We start from the raw sequence: 17080 nt of genomic DNA, 5'->3' as shown, positions 1-17080 counted from the left end.
GCCGACCCGATGCCGTCCTGGCACTGCGGGCACAAGCCGTACAACGTCAGGCCTGCCCGATCCGACAACGCGAACGCGCTGCCGCCATGGCGTGCTCGAGCGCCGAGCTCAACTGCCGCGCCGGTACCTCGATGATCAAGTCGACCTCCGTGCACACCGCGTGGTGATGCGGTGCCGTCGCCAGCCCATAGGTGATGGTGCCGTTGTCGAGGGTCAACGCGTGCAACACCGACTGTTCGACCAGGGTGGTAACCGTGCGGTAGATGGTGGCCAGGTCGGGTGGCTGGGTGCTGGCGGGCAGGCACGCCTGCACCCGTTGGTGGATTTCCGCGACCGACAGGTGCACGTTGACCGGTTCGAACACCGCCAATACCTGAATCCGCGAGGCCATCCGGGCACAGCCCGCGAGCACGCAGGAAATCGCCAATACGTTCGGTGACCACGGGATCGAGAGCTGCGGGTTGAACGTCACCCGGCCGGTCCCCAGGATTGCCAGTATTCGGTGGGTGCAAAGCCAAAGCTCCTGCAACTCGCTTGCATCGAGCTCGCCCCCGAACCTAAGGTTGTGGGCGTCGTTTTCTGCCCGACGAACGTCAACGCCCCTCTACGTACAAGGGACCGATGTCCGCCACGGAACTCGCCGAGCCGCAGCCCAGGTCAGCCAGGCTGCACGGCTTCCTGACCCCCGCGGAATGGGGACGCCTGGGTGTGATGCTAACGGTGATCGTCGCGCTGCACCTGATCGGCTGGGCGACCCTAGTTCTCCTGGTGGACCCGGCGCGACTGAGCGTGGGCGGCAAGGCATTCGGACTCGGCGTCGGGCTGACGGCGTACGCCCTGGGCTTGCGACACGCCTTCGACGCCGACCACATCGCCGCGATCGACAACACCACCCGCAAGCTGATGAGTGACGGGCAGCGCCCGCTTGCCGTCGGCTTCTTCTTCTCGCTGGGCCATTCCACCGTGGTGTTCACGCTGGCGATGTTGCTGGCCATCGGCGCGAAAACTGTGGTCGGGCCGTTCCGGAACGACTCGTCCACGCTGCACCACTACACCGGCCTGATCGGCACCGGCATCTCGGGACTGTTCCTGTACCTGATCGCCGTCCTGAACCTGGTTGTGCTGGCCGGGATTCTGCGGGTGTTTCTTCGGTTGCGGCACGGCCACTACGACGACGTGGAACTCGAGCAGCAGTTGGCGAGCCGCGGCTTTTTCAACCGTTTCCTCGGCCGCTTCACCCGGTCGATCACCAGGTCGTGGCACCTGTATCTGATCGGGTTGCTGTTCGGTCTGGGCTTCGACACCGCAACCGAGATCGCCCTGCTACTGCTGGCCGGCACCAGCGCGGCGGCCGAACTGCCGTGGTATGCCATCCTGTGTTTGCCCGTACTGTTCACGGCCGGCATGTGCCTGCTGGACACCATCGACGGGTCGTTCATGAACTTCGCCTACGGGTGGGCCTTCACCAATCCGGTGCGCAAGATCTACTACAACATCACCATCACCGGGCTGTCGGTCGTGGTCGCCCTGTTGATCGGCAGCATCGAACTCATCGACCTGTTCGCCGCGCAACTCGGCTGGCGGGGCCCGTTCTGGGATTGGGTGGAGAGCCTCGACCTGAACACCGTCGGCTTCGTCATCGTCGGCCTCTTCGCGCTGACCTGGGCGGCGGCCCTGCTCGTCTGGCGATACTGCCGCATCGATGAGAAGTGGGCGCCGGCCACCCAGAGCACGATCTGACGCGGGAACGATCCGCGGGTATTCGTCGCGGCCTGTCCGGAGTAGACGACGGTATGGGCCCGCGCCCGACGGCTGGGAGCCGGCGATGCATGAGCTCTCGTTGTGCGAGGCGATCGCCGGTGTGGTCAACGCGCGCGGCTGGGCGGCACGTCGAGGTGGTTCGCGTCCGGATCGGCGCGCTGCGGCAGGTGGTCCCCGAGTCGTTGTCGTTCTGCTGGACGCTGGTGCGCGACGCGGAGCGCCTGCCCGACGCCGAGTGGAACTCGAGTTCGTCAGCGCCGAGGTGCGCTACCGTTCCTGCGGTCGACAGTCGAAGATCACGTCACCGTGGTCGATTTGCCCGCACTGCGACAGCCCCGACGTGCAGTTGCTACACGGTGACGAGTTCCTGGTGGACGGCGGACCTCGCTGGACGTCACGTGACCAGCGGTCGGTGGCGTCGTGCGGCGCCGCATCGAAAGGTGTTGAGCCATGGGTAGGTTTCATCGGCACGACGACGGGACCGTGCACGCCCACGAGCATGACGGCTCCCTGCACGAGCACGGCGACCACAGCCGATACCAAACCGGCGCGCAACGCATCGACGTGCTGGAGGCGATCTTCGCCGAGAACGACGTTCTTGTCCATGCCAACCGGGCTGCGTTCGGCCGCAACGGCGTCCGTGCGCTGAACCTGATGAGCTCACCGGTGTCCGAAAAGACGACCATCCTGCAAGTGACGCTCGAAGGCCAACTCGCGCTGGTCGACGTCACGGGCGAGCAGCGCAAGGCACTCCGTCCTGACCCGCTCGGCGAAAGCGTCGATATCGAGCTTCTTCTTCGGTGGCGATGCCGTTTGCCGTCAGCACGCCGGACAGCCCCCGCAGCAGCGTGCTCACATGGTCCACGCGACGTCGGTCCGCAATCGAGCACCCGGGCTCCCGGCCAATGCCGGCGGCGCGAAACAGCCGTTCGGTGGCGGGACGCAGCTGTTCGCCCTGCCAGGAGAGCCGCTCGCGTTCCATTCCGTATTCGACCAGGCGTACTGTTTGGCCACGGGCCGAATCGTCGCACACCCGTTGGGTTTTGGCGCGACGACGAGAATTAGCCCGGCCGGCCTCGCAAGACCGCGTGGCGCGGCTTGCCGTCCTCGTCGCCGGTGCCGAGGACATCCACGTCCACGGCGCCGAACCCCGCGGATAGCAGGGCATCGACAATCGGAGTAGTGTCGCCAACCGCACTGAACGGCAGCGCCGCCGCAACGTCGTCGGCGTAATGATGGCTGCCACTTGCGTATTCAGCGAGCAGTCGGCGACCAGGATTCCGCTGGGCACCAGGACACGGCGCCATTCGGCGAAGGCCCGGTCGGGTTCGACCAGCGTCCAGATGAAGTGCCGGCCCGTCACGGCGTCGAAACAGGCATCCGGAAACGGCAGCCGTTCGGTCACACCCTCCACGAACGTGATGGCCAGCTCACGCTCGGCGGCCTCGGCACGCGCGTTCGCAAGCATCGCCTGCGACGCATCGCATACGGTCACCCGATGACGCAAGCTCGGCAAGTAGCAGCGCAACGAACCCGGTGCCGGTGGCGATGTCGAGCACCCGCGAAGACGGCGGGATCGCGCCCAATGCCGCTGTCCACAAATGACGTTCGATATCGGATAAGACGCCGTGGGCGTCCTTCTGGTCGTAGCGTGCGCCCTCCTGCTCCTAGAACGAGCGAATCGCGCTGTGCGCGGCCAGCAGGCCCTCGCTCTCACTTGGCGGCATGGTGATTCACCCTAACGGAGTACAAAGAGGCATGACCACACACGACGAAGCGTCCGCCGAGGGCACGGTGATTGTCGCGGAGACGGGCACCGCACCCTACACCCAGCAGATCACCGCCGGACGCCATCGGCTCATCGCCGACGAACCGGCGACATCGGTGACGACGCCGGGCCCAACCCATATGCCCTGTTGCTGGCCGCGCTGGGCGCCTGTACGTCGATCACGGTGCGTATGATGCGCACCGGAAGGGATGGCCGTTGGAGAATATACGAATCACGTTGCGGTACTCACGGATTCACGCGAAGTACTGCGTCGACTACGAGACCAAGGCGGGCTGGGTCGATCGCATCGAGCGGCACATCGAATTGACCGGAGCCCTCGACGCCGCGCAGCGGGATCGACTGTTGCTGATCGCCGAGCGCTGCCTCGTCCATCAGACGCTCACGTCCGAAGTTCAGATCACCACGTCGCTGGGTGACTAGGCGTCGATCAGCGGCCTGGGCGTCTCGCCCACCGCGGTGATGAGGCCCGGTGTGTGTGTGGCGAATGGCTCGGCAGGTTCACGATCACACCGTCGATTCCAACATCGAGCACCCGGCGCTTGATCTCATCGGCGACCTGCTCGAGCGTGCCGGCACCCACCGCCCGCCGCGCGCCTCCCCCAAGTCGCGGGTCGTGCCAAAGCCGTCCAGCACCACCGTCAACAAGGTGCTGGTCTTTAACGCGGTCGGTGAACACCGCGACCGAGGCGATCACCGGAATCGTCAACCCGGCCGGCGTCGCCGCGGCCATGAACTCTTCGATCATCGCGGGGAAGGACACGTGGTTGAGCACCGCCACGCTCGCGCTCGCGCGCTGCTTGTGCACCAGCCGCTCGGGGCGGGCGTGGACGGGCGGGGCGGTCGGCGTTTCGGGCACCGCCGCGACCATCCCCACCAAGGCGTGCCAGCGCGACCAGCCGCTGCCCGTCCAGATCGAAGGTCTGTGTGACATCGGTGCGCACGTCGTAACCGCGGCCGTCGCCCGTCACGCACATCACCGTGTCGACGCCGACGCTGTGCAGGCCGCGCAGTTCCTGCTCCAGCACGACGCGGTTGTGGTCGAGCTAGAAGTTCGCACCGACCAGCCACGAATATTTCGTCCCGCAGCGGTCCCACGCCCAGCGGATCAAGCGGTCCATGCTTGCAACACAACACCCGCCGCGTCGCAACGCGTAAACTTTTGCGACGACACGCCGGGAAACGCGCACTGGCTCGAGTCTCGAGGAGTGCGGCTAACACAAACACCCCCGGCCAGATGACCGGGGGTGCCGCGCGCTAATCACTCAGTGGTGGTGATGACCGTGGCCGTGGCCATTACCGTGATCGTCGTCCTCGTTGGCCGGCTTCTCGACGACGGCCGTCTCGGTGGTCAGCACCATCCGGGCCACCGATGCCGCGTTCAGCACCGCGGACCGCGTGACCTTGACCGGGTCGATGACACCCTGCTCGACCAGGTCGCCGTACTCCAGCGTCGCGGCGTTGAGCCCGTGTCCGGCGGGTAGCCCGGCGACCTTGTTGACCGCGACCGCCCCGTCCAGGCCGGCGTTGGTGGCGATCCAGTACAGCGGCGCGGTGAGCGCCTCGGCGAACACGTCGACGCCCGCTGCCTCATCGCCACTCAGCGAGGCGCGAAGGTCGTCGAGCGACTTGCCGGCCTGGATGAGCGCCGATCCACCACCCGCGACGATGCCCTCCTCGACGGCCGCCTTCGCGGCGGCGACGGCGTCCTCGACGCTTTCCTTGCGCTCTTTGAGCGCGGTCTCGGTGGCCGCTCCCACCTTGATGACGGCGACGCCACCGGCGAGCTTGGCCACGCGCTCCTGCAGCTTTTCGCGGTCCCAGTCGGAGTTGCTAGCCTCTATCTCGGCCCGCAGCTGCTTGACGCGCTTCTCGACCGCCTCCTTGGAGCCACCGCCGTCGACGATGATGGTGTCGCCCTTGCTAACCACCACGCGGCGGGCCGAGCCGAGCACGTCGGTGCCTACCTCGCGCAGCAGCAGCCCGGCGTCGGGGTTGATCACCTGGCCGCCCGTCACGATCGCCAGGTCCTCGAGGAACGCCTTGCGGCGGTCACCGAAGAACGGCGACTTGACCGCGACGGCCTTGAGGGTCTTGCGGATCGAGTTGACGACTAGCGTCGCCAGCGCCTCGCCCTCGACGTCCTCGGCGACGATCAGCAGCGGCTTGCCCGTTTCGGCGATCTTCTCCAGCATTGGCAGCAGGTCGGGCAGCGAGCTGATCTTCTCCTGGTGCAACAGGATCAACGGGTCGTCGAGCACGGCCTCCTGCGAGTCGAAGTCCGTAACGAAGTAGGCCGACAGGAAACCCTTGTCGAACCCGACGCCCTCGGTGAACTCCAGCTCGGTGTTCAGCGTGGACGACTCTTCGACGCTGACGACGCCGTCGGCGCCGACCTTGTCCATGCCCTCGCCGACCAGCGCACCGATCTGCTCATCGCGCGAGGAGACCGTCGCGATCTGAGCAATACCGTCGCGGCCAGCGACCGGGGTGGCCGCGGCCAGCAGCGCCTCGGACACCGCGTCGACGGCCTTGCTGATGCCCGATCCCAGGGCGATCGGGTTGGCACCGGCGGCGACCATCCGCAGGCCGCCCTTGACCAGCGCCTGCGCCAGCACGGTGGCGGTGGTGGTGCCGTCGCCGGCGACGTCGTTGGTCTTGGTCGCCACGGACTTCACCAACTGGGCACCCAAGTTCTCGAACGGGTCCTCCAGGTCGAGCTCCCGCGCCACAGTGACGCCGTCGTTGGTGATCGCCGGACCACCGAACGCCTTGGCCAGCACCACATGCCAGCCGCGCGGGCCCAGCGTGACCCGCACCGCGTCGGCGAGCTTGTTGACGCCCGTCTCCATGGCGCGGCGCGCGGTTTCGTCATACTCAATCAGCTTGCTCATCAGGGTCCTTTACACGCCCATGAACGCATGCCGCCCCGGAAGTCACCCATGCCTGGACACGGGGATCGCCGGGGCGAAACACGGTTCTTTACTTGGAAACGACAGCCAGCACGTCGCGCGCCGACAGGATCAGGTACTCCTCGTAGTTGTATTTGATCTCGGTGCCGCCGTACTTGCTGTAGATGACGGTGTCTCCCTCCGACACGTCCAGCGGGATCCGCTTGTCGCCGTCCTCGTCCCACCGGCCGGGGCCGACTGCGACGACGGTGCCTTCTTGCGGCTTCTCCTTGGCGGTGTCAGGAATGACCAGACCGGACGCGGTCGTGGTCTCGGCCTCGTTGGCCTGCACGAGAATCTTGTCCTCGAGTGGCTTGATGTTCACCTTCGCCACGATTGGAGCCTCCACTATTTGGATCGGGTCCGGGCGGTCACCCGGACTGGTGTTGGCGGTCGATCCAGGGCTTGCCCGAACCGTCCAGTTACCAGATGAATCGGCGACCGGTCATGCCCTTGGGCCGTCGTCGCGGGTACCGACACAGGGGATAGCCCGATTGCCACCTAGCACTCTATACACGAGAGTGCTAGCACTCAAGGCCGCCTCGCTGCTTCCTCAATTTTTCCGCCGCCAGCTCAACTCACCTGGGCTTTTACCACGGGCAGCCCCGGGTCGCTGGGCACGTCCAACGGCGACGGCGGCGCGCCAGCCGCCACCAGGTGCGCGGCGAACGACGCAATCATCGCCCCGTTGTCGGTACACAGCCGGGGCCGGGGGATCCGCAGCGTCAGGTCCGCCTCGGCACAGCGCTGGGTGGCCAGCTCCCGCAGTCGGGAGTTGGCGGCCACTCCCCCGGCGATCAGCAGGGTCCCGACGCCCAGGTCGGAGGCGGCGCGCACCGCCTTGCGGGTCAGCACGTCGGCGACCGCCTCCTGGAATCCGGCGGCGATCTTGGCGGTCCCCGCATCGGGGTGGCTCTCCACGTAACGCGCGACGGTGGTCTTGAGGCCGGAGAAGCTGAACGCGTACGGCTCATCGCCCGGACCGGTCATGCCGCGCGGGAAGACAGGGATGTCCGCGGCGCCGCGATCACAGCTGTGGGCCAGGTCGTCGAGCACCTTGCCGCCCGGATAACCCAGCCCCAGCAGCCGGGCCACCTTGTCGTACGCCTCACCGGCGGCGTCGTCGACGGTGCTGCCCAGCTCGACGATCGGTTCACCCAGCGACCGCACGTGCAACAGGTGCGTGTGTCCGCCGGACACCAGCAGCGCCACGCACTCGGGCAGCGGACCGTGTTCGTACACGTCCGCGGCAAGGTGCCCGCCCAGATGGTTCACCGCGTAGAACGGCACCCCCCACGCGGCCGAATACGCTTTGGCCGCAGCGACTCCCACCAGCAGCGCGCCGGCCATGCCGGGCCCGATGGTAGCCGCGACGATGTCGGGCTTGGCCACGCTCGCGGCCGCCAGCGCGCGACGCATAGCCGGGCCGAGCGCCTCCAGATGCGCTCGGGACGCGATTTCGGGGACCACGCCGCCGAACCGGACGTGCTCGTCGACGCTGGAAGCTACCTCGTCTGCCAGCAGGGTGATGGTGCCATCGGCGTCGAGCCGCGTGATACCGACTCCCGTTTCATCGCAAGAGGTTTCGATCGCCAGGATGGTCGTCATGTCGCTTCCCGTCGCATTGTGTAAGCGTCCGCACCGCTGACCCGGTAGTAGCGCTTGCGCACGCCGATCTGCTCGAAACCGACGCTGCGGTACAGCGCGATGGCCGGCTCGTTGTCGGTGCGGACCTCCAGGTAGACGACACCGCCGTCGGCGAACTTCAGCAGCTCGTCGAGCAGGCGGCGGCCGAGACCCCGTCCCTGATAGGCGGGGTCGACGCCGATGGTGTGCACCTCATACTCGAACGACGGTCGGCGGCCCAGCCTGGCGATTCCGGCATAGCCGACCAGTGTGTCGGCCATCCGCGCCCCCACGTAATGGTGGTAGGTGCTGGCCAATTCGCGGTTGAACGCGGCGGCGGGCCAAGGGTCGTCGCCGTCGAACAGGCTGGCTTCCAGCTGAGCGCAGCGCTGCGCGTCGGCCGATGTCAGCGCACCGAGGGTCACGGGCTCGCTGCACGCGGTCACTGGTGGGCCGCCAGTGGCTTCGCGTCAGGCCGGCGCAGATACAGCGCGACCAGTGGCGCCGGTTCGGCCGGCAAGTCGGGCACCGCGGCGACAAGCCCGGCCGGGGTGGGATGGACAGGCTCGCACACGGGCAGGCCGAACAGCGCGGCGTGTTCGGGTGAACCGGCGACGGCCCGGGCAGCGCCGGGGTCGACGTCGGCCAGGGCGTTGACGGCCGTACCCTCGACGCGGACTCCGTCTCGGTAACGGGCCCAATAGATTTCGCGGCGCCGGGCGTCGGTGACGACCAAGGTGTCGCCGGAGGTCAGCACGCCGATGGCATCGAGACTGCACACGCCGTGCACCGGGATGCCCAGCGCGTGGCCGTAGGCGGCGGCCGTGGCCATGCCCGCCCGCAGCCCGGTGAACGGCCCGGGACCGCAGCCGACCGCGACGGCGTCGAGGTCGTTCATCGTCAGCCCGGCGTCGGCGAGCGCGGCCAGCGCGTTGGGTGTGAGTCGTTCGGCGTGGGCGCGGGCGTCGACGGTTACCCGCTGGGCCAGCACGGTCCACGCCGTGCCGTCGCGGCGGACCACACCGGCGGTCACGGCCGGGGTGGAAGTGTCCAGGGCGAGAACCAGATTCACGTGTGCGCCCACTGCCAGGTCGCGATCCGCGCGTCGGAGTGGCTAACCTGCTCCAGCCAGATGTCGAGATGGTGCTCGGTCAGGCGCTCGGCCAGGCCCTCGCCCCACTCCACCACAACCACCGCATCTTCGAGCTCGGTGTCGAGGTCCAGCGAATCGAGTTCCGCGAGCAGATCGGCGCCCTGGTGATCAAGCAGCCGGTAGACGTCTACGTGAATCATCGCCGGCGCCCCGGCCCGGCGCGGCGGATGCACCCGGGCCAGCACGTAGGTGGGCGAGGTGACCGGGCCGTCGACGTCCATGGCCTCGGCGATTCCCTTGGCCAGCACCGTCTTTCCCGCCCCGAGCGGGCCGGATAGCACGACGACGTCACCGGCGCGCAGCTCCCGTCCCAGCTGCGACCCGAGCGCGATGGTGTCCTCGACCCGCTCGCAGTTGGCCGTCCCCGATCCCGATCTCAGCGGTGCCCGCTGGTCAACCACGGCGCCACCACCGCTCTTGCATCCGCCGGTACCACAGCGTCATCGGGCCCGGGTCGGTGCGGTTGACCAGCCGGACCAGACCCTCGTTGATGGCCTCGGGCTTGTCCAGCAGGGCAAGATGACTGGCGCCGTTGACTATGACCAGTTCGGATTGCGGCAGCGAGGCGGCCATCTTGCGCGAGTATTCGTCCGGGGTGATCAGATCGTGGTCACCGCAGGCGATCAACGTCGGGATCCGCAGCAATGGCCACAGCCCGGCGGTCTCGTCGTGCACTTCCCGCGCCCGTATAAAGCCGACCAGCGTGGGGGTCGGGGTGCCGTTCATCATCTGCTGGGAGAACGCGTCCAGGCTCCGGCTGACCTGCAGGCCGCTGTAGGACGCGGCCCTCAGCACCGGGCCGATCAGCGCTAGCGACACGTTACGCCCGCGGTGCATGAGTTTGGGAGCCGACCGCGCGGTGAACTGAAATGCTTCCACCGCAGGGTTTTTCAGGATCTCACCGAGCGGCGAGCGAGTACCCCTTCGGCGGCCGAGGAGATCAACGCCACGCCGACGATCCGTGTGCTGTAATGCTCGGGGTATTGCCGGTCGTGGGAGAGCACCGTCATTCCGCCCATCGAATGGCCGACCAGAACGATGACGCCGCGCGGGGCGATGTCGGTCAGCACGCTTTCCAGATCCTGGCCGAGCTGGGTCAGGGTGTAAGTCTCCGGCGATGCCTCCCCGGACCGGCCGTGCCTGGGGTGGTCGTAGAAGACCACCTGCACACGTGGTCCTCATTTTTCGGCGAGCCGTTTGCGCTGAAAGTAGAAGGCGCCCATCCGCAGACAGAAGTCGTGCACGAACACCATCGTCAGTGGCGCGTCCACCGGACCACTTCCCGCACCGCCAGTGGCACCCCGTCGGAGGTGGTCACCACGTAGCTGCGGTCGCTTTGCAGCCGCTCGAAATCCTCGCCGGCGTACGGGTCCTCGATGAGGCTGACGCGTTGCGTCATCGACCGGCGCACCGAGGCGCCGACGATGGTCGCGACCGCAGTCAACCCCGAACCGTCGGCCAGCCACGTCCTTCCCCCCGCGCCGCCGTCGAACCCCCTCATCGCTCAACAGTTTCGGCCTCGCGGTAGGTCCGGGTGACCCGTCCCCGTGGACTGGTCACCACCTCGTAGTGGATGCTGCCGAGAAGGTCGGCCCAATCCTGTGCGGTGGGTTCGCCGTAGGCGCCGGGACCGAACAGGATTGCCTCGTCGCCCTCGGTCACGTCGACCGGGCCGGGGCCCAGGTCGACCAGGAATTGGTCCATGCAGATCCGTCCGACGCCGGGGCGGCGCCGGCCGTTGATCAACACCTCGAGCCGGCCGCCCAGTGACCGGAAGACCCCGTCGGCGTATCCGATCGGCATCAGCGCCACCGTGGTGTCACGTTCGGCGATCCAGGTGTGCGCGTACGAAACGCCTTCGCCAGCGCGCACCGACTTTACCAGTGCGACAGCACATTTCACGGTCATCGCCGGGGTCAGCCCTAGGTCGCCACGCTCGGGGACAGGGCTCAGGCCGTACACCGCGATGCCGGGCCGCACCATGTCGAAGGCCAGGTCGGGACGAGACATCGTCGCCGAGGAATTCGAGAGGTGGGCGATCTCGAAGTGCAGGCCCCGGCCGCACGCCTCGGCCAGCATCTCGCTGAACCTGGTGCACTGAACGTCGTTGATCGCGTTGCCCGACTGGTCGGCGAACACCATGTGTGACATCAGCCCGCGCAGCCGGACGGCGTCCTCGGCGACGGCCCGACGCAACGCGGTCAGCATCGCTGGATAGTGCGCGGGGGCCACCCCGTTGCGGTTCAGCCCGGTGTCCACCTTGACGGTCACCGTGGCGGTGCGGCCGGTGCGGTGCACGGCGTCGAGCAGCTCGTCGAGCTGACGCATTGAGGACATTGCGATCTCGACGTCGGCCTGCAGCGCGGGCCCGAAGTCGATGCCGGGCGGATGCAGCCAGGCCAGCACCGGGGCGGTGATGCCGGCGGCGCGTAGCGCCAGCGCCTCGTCGACAGTTGCCACGCCCAGTTCGACGGCGCCGGCTGTCAGCGCGGCGCGCGCCACCGGGACCGCTCCGTGGCCGTAGCCATCGGCCTTGACAACGGCCATGACCTGGGCGGAACCGGCGTGCTCACGCAGCACCCGCACGTTGTGCGCGATCGCCTCCAGGTCCACGACAGCCTCGGCCACGACGCCAGGCGTCAGGGAGAGCGGGGTAACTGCCACGCCACCATTGTCCCAGAGGACGGGCTGCGGCATGCCGCAGCGTGTGGCCCGGGCGGCGACACGCCGCGGCGGCCGCCCTAAGCGCACACCGAAAACCGTGCGCACACGCGCGACGTCAGTGCGCGAAGTGCTCCGCGCGGTAGTGGCCGCCCGGCTTGAGCTTGTCCAGGGAGGCCAGCGCGATGCGTGCGTCGTCGTGCAGCGCGCGGGCCAGGTCCGCGGAGAGGCCCTCGCGCACCACGACCCGCAGCACCGACACATTGGTGGCGTTGTCGGGCATCGTGTAGGCGGGCACCTGCCAGCCGAAGCCGCGCAGCTCGTGGGAGACGTCGAACTCGGTATAGCCCAGGCCGCGGGCCAGCCGGAACGCCACCACCGGGATCGCCGAGCCGTCGGAGATCAGCTCTGCGTGCTCCCCGGTCCGCAGCTGTTCGCCCAGCCAGCGCGCGGTCGCCGACAACGTCTGCATCACCTGGGTGTAGCCCTCGCGGCCGAGCCGCAGGAAGTTGTAGTACTGGCCCACCACCTGGTTGCCGGGGCGGGAGAAGTTCAGCGTGAACGTCGGCATGTCGCCGCCCAGGTAGTTCACGTGGAACACCAGATCCTCGGGCAGGTACTCCTTGGCGCGCCACACAACGAACCCGACGCCCGGGTAGGTCAGCCCGTACTTGTGGCCGCTGACGTTGATCGACACCACCCGCGGCAGCCGGAAGTCCCATTTCAGTTCGGGGAGGAGGAAGGGTACCACAAAGCCACCGCTGGCGGCATCGACATGCACCGGAACGTCCACCCCGCCGCCCGCCGCTAGCTTGTCTAGCGCGGCGCAGATGTCGGCGATCGGTTCCAGCTCGCCGGTGTAGGTGGTGCCCAGGATCGCGACCACGCCGATGGTGTCCTCGTCGACGGCGTCGACGACCTGCTCGGGTGTGATGACGTACCGCCCCTCCTCCATCGGCAGGTAGCGCGGTTCGACGTCGAAGTAGCGGCAGAACTTCTCCCAGACCACCTGGACGTTGGAGCCCATCACCAGGTTCGGGGTGCGGCCCTTCCAGCCGTCCTTTCCGGAGCCGACCTTCTCGCGCCAGCGCCACTTCATCGCCAGGCCGCCCAGCATCACCGCCTCGCTCGAACCGATGGTGGACACGCCGGTGGCGCTGGACGGGTCGTCGTCGCGCAGGACCTCGGCGTGGAACAGGTCCGCCACCATGCACACGCAGCGCTGCTCGATGGCCGCGGTCGCCGGGTATTCGTCCTTGTCGATCATATTCTTGTCGAACGTCTCGGACATCAGCCGCCCGGCCTCCGGGTCCATCCAGGTGGTGACGAAAGTGGCCAGGTTCAGCCGGGAGCTGCCGTCCAGCATCAGCTCGTCGTGGATGAAGCGGTAGGCGGCCTCGGGATCCATCGACTCGTCGGGCAGCCGCAGCGCCGGCACCGGCGTGGTAAACAGCCGCCCGGTGTAGGCGGGCGTGATCGAGTGGGTGGGCAGCGACGGGTGTTGCGGCATGCGGGTTCCTTTCTCGGGCTACACCTCGGCCAGGGCGGCCCGGATGTGCGGCACGATGCGTGACGCCGACGTGGGCGCCTCACCCGGCCCTGGATCGGTGGCCGAGGCCGCAGCGGCCCGCGCGTGCACGAACGCCCCCGCCGCAGCAGCCTCGGCAGTCGGTAACCCGGACGCCAACAGTGCGCCGATCATCCCCGACAGCACGTCACCGGACCCGGCCGTCGCGGCCCAGGACTGCCCGGCCGGATTGAGGTAGACGGGGCCGCAGGGGTCGGCGATGACGGTGACATTGCCCTTGAGCAGCACGGTGGCGCCCAGTTCGTCGGCCAGCTTGCGGCATGCCGCCACCCTGTCCTCACCCGGCGGGTGCCCCGCCAACCGGGCGAACTCCCCGGCGTGTGGGGTCAGCAGCGTCGGTGCCGCGCGGTTGGCGACCAGCTCCGGGTGAGCCGCCAGGATGGTCAACCCGTCGGCGTCGACGAGCACCGGCAGGTCGGTTTCGAGTGCGAACCATAGCGCGGCGGCGCCGACGTCGTCGGTGCCCAACCCGGGCCCGACGACCCAGGCCTGCACCCGCCCGGCCGACGCGGGCGTGGGCGTCGCGATGACTTCAGGCCACGCCGCGAGCACCTGGCTGTGCCCGCTGCCCGCGTAACGGACCATGCCCGAGGTGGCCGCGACAGCGGCGCCGGTGCACAGCACGGCCGCACCCGGATACGTTGACGAGCCGGCCAGGATTCCCGTCACGCCCTGCGTGTACTTGTCGTCGCGCGGACCGGGTACCGGCCAGCGCGCGGCGACGTCGGCGGCCTCGAAGGCCAACATGTCCGTTTCGGGCAGGTCCAGGCCAATGTCGATCAGCGCGACGCGGCCGCAGTCGGCCAGCGCGTGCACGGGTTTGAGGCCGCCGAAGGTGACGGTGACCGCGGCGCGCACGGCAGGCCCGGTGATCGCGCCGGTCTCGACGTCGATGCCGCTGGGGATGTCGACGGCGACCACCGGGATGTCGGTGCCGTCCGGCCTCTTCGCCGCGGCGAACACCTCGGCAGCGGCCGTGCGCAACGGCCCGGACCCGGAAATGCCGACCACGCCGTCGATGACGAGATCGGTTGTCGCCGGGACCCTCTCCACTACACGTCCGCCGGCTTTGCGGAACGCCGCCAAGCCTTTGCGATGAGCGCGGTACGGGTTGAGCAGCACCGCGTCGGCGGCGGCGCCGCGGCGCCGCAAAAACGTCGCCGCCCATAGCGCGTCGCCGCCGTTGTCACCGGAGCCGACGACCGCACACACCTGCCGGCCGGCGACGCCGCCGGTGCGCTCGGTCAGCTCGCTGATCAGCTCGGTGGCCAGCCCGAACGCCGCACGCTTCATCAAGGCACCGTCGGGCAGGCTGGCCAACAACGGCGCTTCGGCGTCGCGGATCGCTGCCACGGAGTAGTAATGCCGCATCGAATTCAGCATTTTATGCAACGTTGCATTTGCGCACAGTGGTCGTTAAGGAGTCGTCCGTACATTCGGTGACAGCGGCGAATGCGACGAACGGAGGGCGATGGCGCGAACCGATGACGACACCTGGGAACTGGGAAATGGTGTGGGGGCCACGGCAACCGGCGTGGCGGTGGGACGCGCGCTGGCAACGCGGGCGCCTCAGCCGCTGATCAACGACCGTTCGCCGAACCACTGGTGCGTGCCGTCGGCATCGACTTTCACCCGCCTCGCCAACGGCGAACTGGACCCCGCCGCGGTCGACGACAACGGGGACTTCGGGATGCTGGGCATGGCCGACATTATGGGCCTACGCACCCGGTTCTTCGACGACTTTTTCATCACCACGGCCGGCACGGGCATCCGGCAAGCGGTGATCTTGACCTCGGTACTGGACGCCCGCGCCTACCGGCCTGCCCTGGCCGGACGGCATGACGGTATTCGAGATCGACCAGTCGCGGGTCATCGAGTTCAAGACCGCGGCCCTCGCCGAGCTGGGCGCCGCGCCGACGGTCGACCGGCGGGCGGTGGCAGTGGACCTTCGCCACGACTAGCCGGCCGCGCTGCGCACCGCGGGCCTGGACCCCGGCCAACACCGCGTGGAGCGCCGAGGACCTGTTGCCGTTCCTGCCGCCAGACGCCCAGGATCGCCTGCTGGACAACATCACTGAGCTCAGCGCGCCAGGCAGCCAGTTGGCCACCGAGAACGTGCAGGGCGCCAACGACACCGTGCGGTAATAGCCGAACGCATTCGTGAGGTCACCGAGCAGTGGTGCCAGCACGGTTTCGACTGTTCGGACTCGCTGACCGGAACGTTGGTGTCGTGCGCCCCGTGCACCACCAGCAGCAGGGCGACCAGCGCATCGACCCGCCGCAGCGGGGAGAGTTGCTCGAGCAGTTCACGGTCGCCGACCGGATGCCCGAACGTGCTCAGGTCGCTCATACCGCAGATGCTGACGCCGGCGGCGAACAAGCCTGGATGAAACGCCAGGGCCGCCTGCGTCAGGTAGCCGCCGTAGGACCAACCCACACAAGCGATCTGGCGCGGATCGGCTAGCCCGTTGTTCGCCAGGAAGCGCGCGCAGTCGGCGACGTCGTCGATCGCAGCGAACCGCTTCTCCTTGTGGTCGGCGTGCACGAAACTGCGGCCGAATCTGCCGGAGCCGCGGACATTCGGCGCCAGCACCACGAACCCGTCGCTGACCAGTCGGGAGAAGATGTCGTTGTAACCGGACCCGGGCCTGGCCCTCGGGGCCGCCGTGCAGGAACATCACCGCACCCGCCGTGCCGCCGCCGTCCATCGACCGGTACAGTCAGGCGTTGAGTTCCAGCCCGTCGCGGGCCGTGATCGTGTGCGGCTCGGCGAACACCTCGGGAACCTGCGCGACGCGGTCGCACTGGGTGTCGATGGGTTCCCACTCCCGCGAACGCGGGTCGACCAATTCGACGGTCCGGGGCATGGCCGGCCCCTCTACGGTCATCGCGACCATCGCGCCGCCGGCACTGATCGACAACTCCCCGGCGACCGGACCGGGCAGCGGAATGGGTTCGGACTACGTGTAGTCGGTGTACTCGAGAATCTGTAATTCGCTGCGGCCCTGCAGGTTCCACAGCAACGCAACGGTGGACAGGTCATCACTGACGACGAACTCGTCCAGATCACCGTCGGCACGCTCGGCCACCACCGAATACTTGACCCCGTCCAGCGTGACGGTGACTTCCAGTAACCGGGCGTGCTCGCAGCCGTTGTCGCTGCAGATCAGCGCCCGGACGTATCCGTCAGCACCGGTGCCCGGGTTGTACAGCTTCGTCAGCTCACCGCTCAGACCGTACCGGAGCCGACGGGGCTGGTGGTCGTCGAGGATGATCCCGTCGGCCGTCGTGGAGCCGGGATCCGAAGGAAGCAAATCGATTTCGTTCTGTCCGAACAGCATGATCATCTCGTGGTAGCCGCGCGGCCCCACCCGGATGAGCGCCGCCCCGCTCCAGGCGTCGACCAGCCGGCCGCCGGATCGACGGTCCAGCACGACATGCCGGCCGTCGGCCGGATCAATCAGGCAGGACCGGCCGACGCTGTCCTCGCCGATCAGGATCACCGCGACTTGGGTTCCTTCCCAGGCGATCAGCCGCGGTGCCGGCCTCCTGGT

The 17080-nt window shown here is 68.1% G+C and carries 15 protein-coding genes and 6 pseudogenes; 7 read left to right on the top strand and 14 right to left on the bottom strand.

Translation table 11 applies throughout. The features are described 5' to 3' along the window. Positions 1 to 46: 46 nt before the first annotated feature. The gene (locus FQ389_RS11150; protein ID WP_260860684.1) at positions 47 to 529 is read right to left on the bottom strand and encodes a transcriptional repressor; all 483 of its coding nucleotides are present in this window, start codon (positions 527 to 529) and stop codon (positions 47 to 49) included. Positions 530 to 621: 92 nt separating this feature from the next. Here FQ389_RS11150 and nicT point away from each other — a divergent pair, with 92 nt between their 5' ends. The 3 genes and pseudogenes from nicT to FQ389_RS19945 all read left to right on the top strand — a co-directional run. After that, positions 622 to 1740, top strand: a complete 1119-nt coding sequence (gene nicT / locus FQ389_RS11145) for a Nickel transporter NicT (RefSeq protein WP_144207614.1) — start codon at positions 622 to 624, stop codon at positions 1738 to 1740. Between the two features lie 85 nt (positions 1741 to 1825). After that, positions 1826 to 2134, top strand: a pseudogene (locus FQ389_RS11140) (hydrogenase maturation nickel metallochaperone HypA/HybF); the annotation flags it as partial. Positions 2135 to 2211: 77 nt separating this feature from the next. Next, a pseudogene (locus FQ389_RS19945) lies at positions 2212 to 2478 on the top strand (hydrogenase nickel incorporation protein HypB); the annotation flags it as partial. Positions 2479 to 2488: 10 nt separating this feature from the next. On the opposite strand, the gene FQ389_RS19940 reads toward FQ389_RS19945, so the two are convergent. Next, positions 2489 to 3256: a class I SAM-dependent methyltransferase gene (locus FQ389_RS19940; RefSeq protein ID WP_260860683.1), complete on the bottom strand. Its 768-nt coding sequence runs from the start codon at positions 3254 to 3256 to the stop codon at positions 2489 to 2491. Positions 3257 to 3519: 263 nt separating this feature from the next. Between FQ389_RS19940 and FQ389_RS21260 the strand changes: the two genes are divergently transcribed. Both FQ389_RS21260 and FQ389_RS22445 read left to right on the top strand, forming a co-directional pair. Further along, positions 3520 to 3723 (top strand): hypothetical protein, encoded by a 204-nt coding sequence (locus tag FQ389_RS21260; protein WP_313901973.1) that lies wholly within the window; start codon positions 3520 to 3522, stop codon positions 3721 to 3723. Further along, positions 3678 to 3857, top strand: coding sequence for a hypothetical protein (locus FQ389_RS22445; RefSeq protein ID WP_407662850.1), 180 nt, complete (start codon positions 3678 to 3680; stop codon positions 3855 to 3857). Before FQ389_RS21260 ends, FQ389_RS22445 begins: the two co-directional genes overlap by 46 nt. Positions 3858 to 4208: 351 nt before the next feature. On the opposite strand, the pseudogene FQ389_RS11115 reads toward FQ389_RS22445, so the two are convergent. The 11 genes and pseudogenes from FQ389_RS11115 to FQ389_RS11065 all read right to left on the bottom strand — a co-directional run. Next, positions 4209 to 4590: pseudogene (locus tag FQ389_RS11115) on the bottom strand (methylenetetrahydrofolate reductase); the annotation flags it as partial. Positions 4591 to 4812: 222 nt separating this feature from the next. Continuing rightward, a complete protein-coding gene (gene groL, locus FQ389_RS11110) occupies positions 4813 to 6441 on the bottom strand; it encodes a chaperonin GroEL (RefSeq protein ID WP_144207611.1) in 1629 nt (542 codons plus the stop codon). Positions 6442 to 6529: 88 nt separating this feature from the next. Next, positions 6530 to 6832 carry a co-chaperone GroES gene (groES, locus tag FQ389_RS11105; RefSeq protein ID WP_144207608.1) on the bottom strand — a complete coding sequence of 101 codons (303 nt, stop codon included), beginning with the start codon at positions 6830 to 6832 and terminating at the stop codon, positions 6530 to 6532. Between the two features lie 239 nt (positions 6833 to 7071). Then, positions 7072 to 8106, bottom strand: a complete 1035-nt coding sequence (tsaD, locus tag FQ389_RS11100; RefSeq protein ID WP_144207605.1) for a tRNA (adenosine(37)-N6)-threonylcarbamoyltransferase complex transferase subunit TsaD — start codon at positions 8104 to 8106, stop codon at positions 7072 to 7074. Beyond that, the gene (rimI, locus tag FQ389_RS11095; RefSeq protein WP_144207602.1) at positions 8103 to 8570 is read right to left on the bottom strand and encodes a ribosomal protein S18-alanine N-acetyltransferase; all 468 of its coding nucleotides are present in this window, start codon (positions 8568 to 8570) and stop codon (positions 8103 to 8105) included. Before rimI ends, tsaD begins: the two co-directional genes overlap by 4 nt. After that, positions 8567 to 9196, bottom strand: a complete 630-nt coding sequence (gene tsaB / locus FQ389_RS11090; RefSeq protein ID WP_144207598.1) for a tRNA (adenosine(37)-N6)-threonylcarbamoyltransferase complex dimerization subunit type 1 TsaB — start codon at positions 9194 to 9196, stop codon at positions 8567 to 8569. Before tsaB ends, rimI begins: the two co-directional genes overlap by 4 nt. Further along, complete coding sequence (gene tsaE, locus FQ389_RS11085) at positions 9193 to 9678, bottom strand: tRNA (adenosine(37)-N6)-threonylcarbamoyltransferase complex ATPase subunit type 1 TsaE (RefSeq protein ID WP_186296372.1); 486 nt, start codon at positions 9676 to 9678, stop codon at positions 9193 to 9195. Before tsaE ends, tsaB begins: the two co-directional genes overlap by 4 nt. Further along, positions 9671 to 10721: pseudogene (locus FQ389_RS11080) on the bottom strand (alpha/beta fold hydrolase). Before FQ389_RS11080 ends, tsaE begins: the two are co-directional and overlap by 8 nt. 53 nt (positions 10722 to 10774) lie before the next feature. Next, positions 10775 to 11941 carry an alanine racemase gene (gene alr, locus FQ389_RS11075; protein WP_186296371.1) on the bottom strand — a complete coding sequence of 389 codons (1167 nt, stop codon included), beginning with the start codon at positions 11939 to 11941 and terminating at the stop codon, positions 10775 to 10777. A 115-nt stretch (positions 11942 to 12056) separates the two neighbouring features. Continuing rightward, the gene (locus FQ389_RS11070; RefSeq protein WP_144207592.1) at positions 12057 to 13448 is read right to left on the bottom strand and encodes a glutamate decarboxylase; all 1392 of its coding nucleotides are present in this window, start codon (positions 13446 to 13448) and stop codon (positions 12057 to 12059) included. Between the two features lie 18 nt (positions 13449 to 13466). Then, complete coding sequence (locus FQ389_RS11065) at positions 13467 to 14897, bottom strand: NAD(P)H-hydrate dehydratase (RefSeq protein ID WP_144207671.1); 1431 nt, start codon at positions 14895 to 14897, stop codon at positions 13467 to 13469. Between the two features lie 100 nt (positions 14898 to 14997). Between FQ389_RS11065 and FQ389_RS22440 the strand changes: the two are divergent. Together FQ389_RS22440 and FQ389_RS22435 are read left to right on the top strand one after the other, a co-directional pair. Beyond that, positions 14998 to 15285 (top strand): annotated as a pseudogene (locus FQ389_RS22440) (class I SAM-dependent methyltransferase); the annotation flags it as partial. 79 nt (positions 15286 to 15364) lie between these two features. After that, positions 15365 to 15487, top strand: coding sequence for a class I SAM-dependent methyltransferase (locus FQ389_RS22435; RefSeq protein WP_407662849.1), 123 nt, complete (start codon positions 15365 to 15367; stop codon positions 15485 to 15487). Positions 15488 to 15723: 236 nt separating this feature from the next. Here FQ389_RS22435 and FQ389_RS11055 read toward each other — a convergent pair. After that, positions 15724 to 17080: pseudogene (locus FQ389_RS11055) on the bottom strand (alpha/beta hydrolase family protein); the annotation flags it as partial.

Source organism: Mycobacterium tilburgii, assembly GCF_902168065.1.
GTDB lineage: Bacteria > Actinomycetota > Actinomycetes > Mycobacteriales > Mycobacteriaceae > Mycobacterium > Mycobacterium tilburgii.
This window is presented reverse-complemented; position numbering and strand designations above follow the sequence as displayed.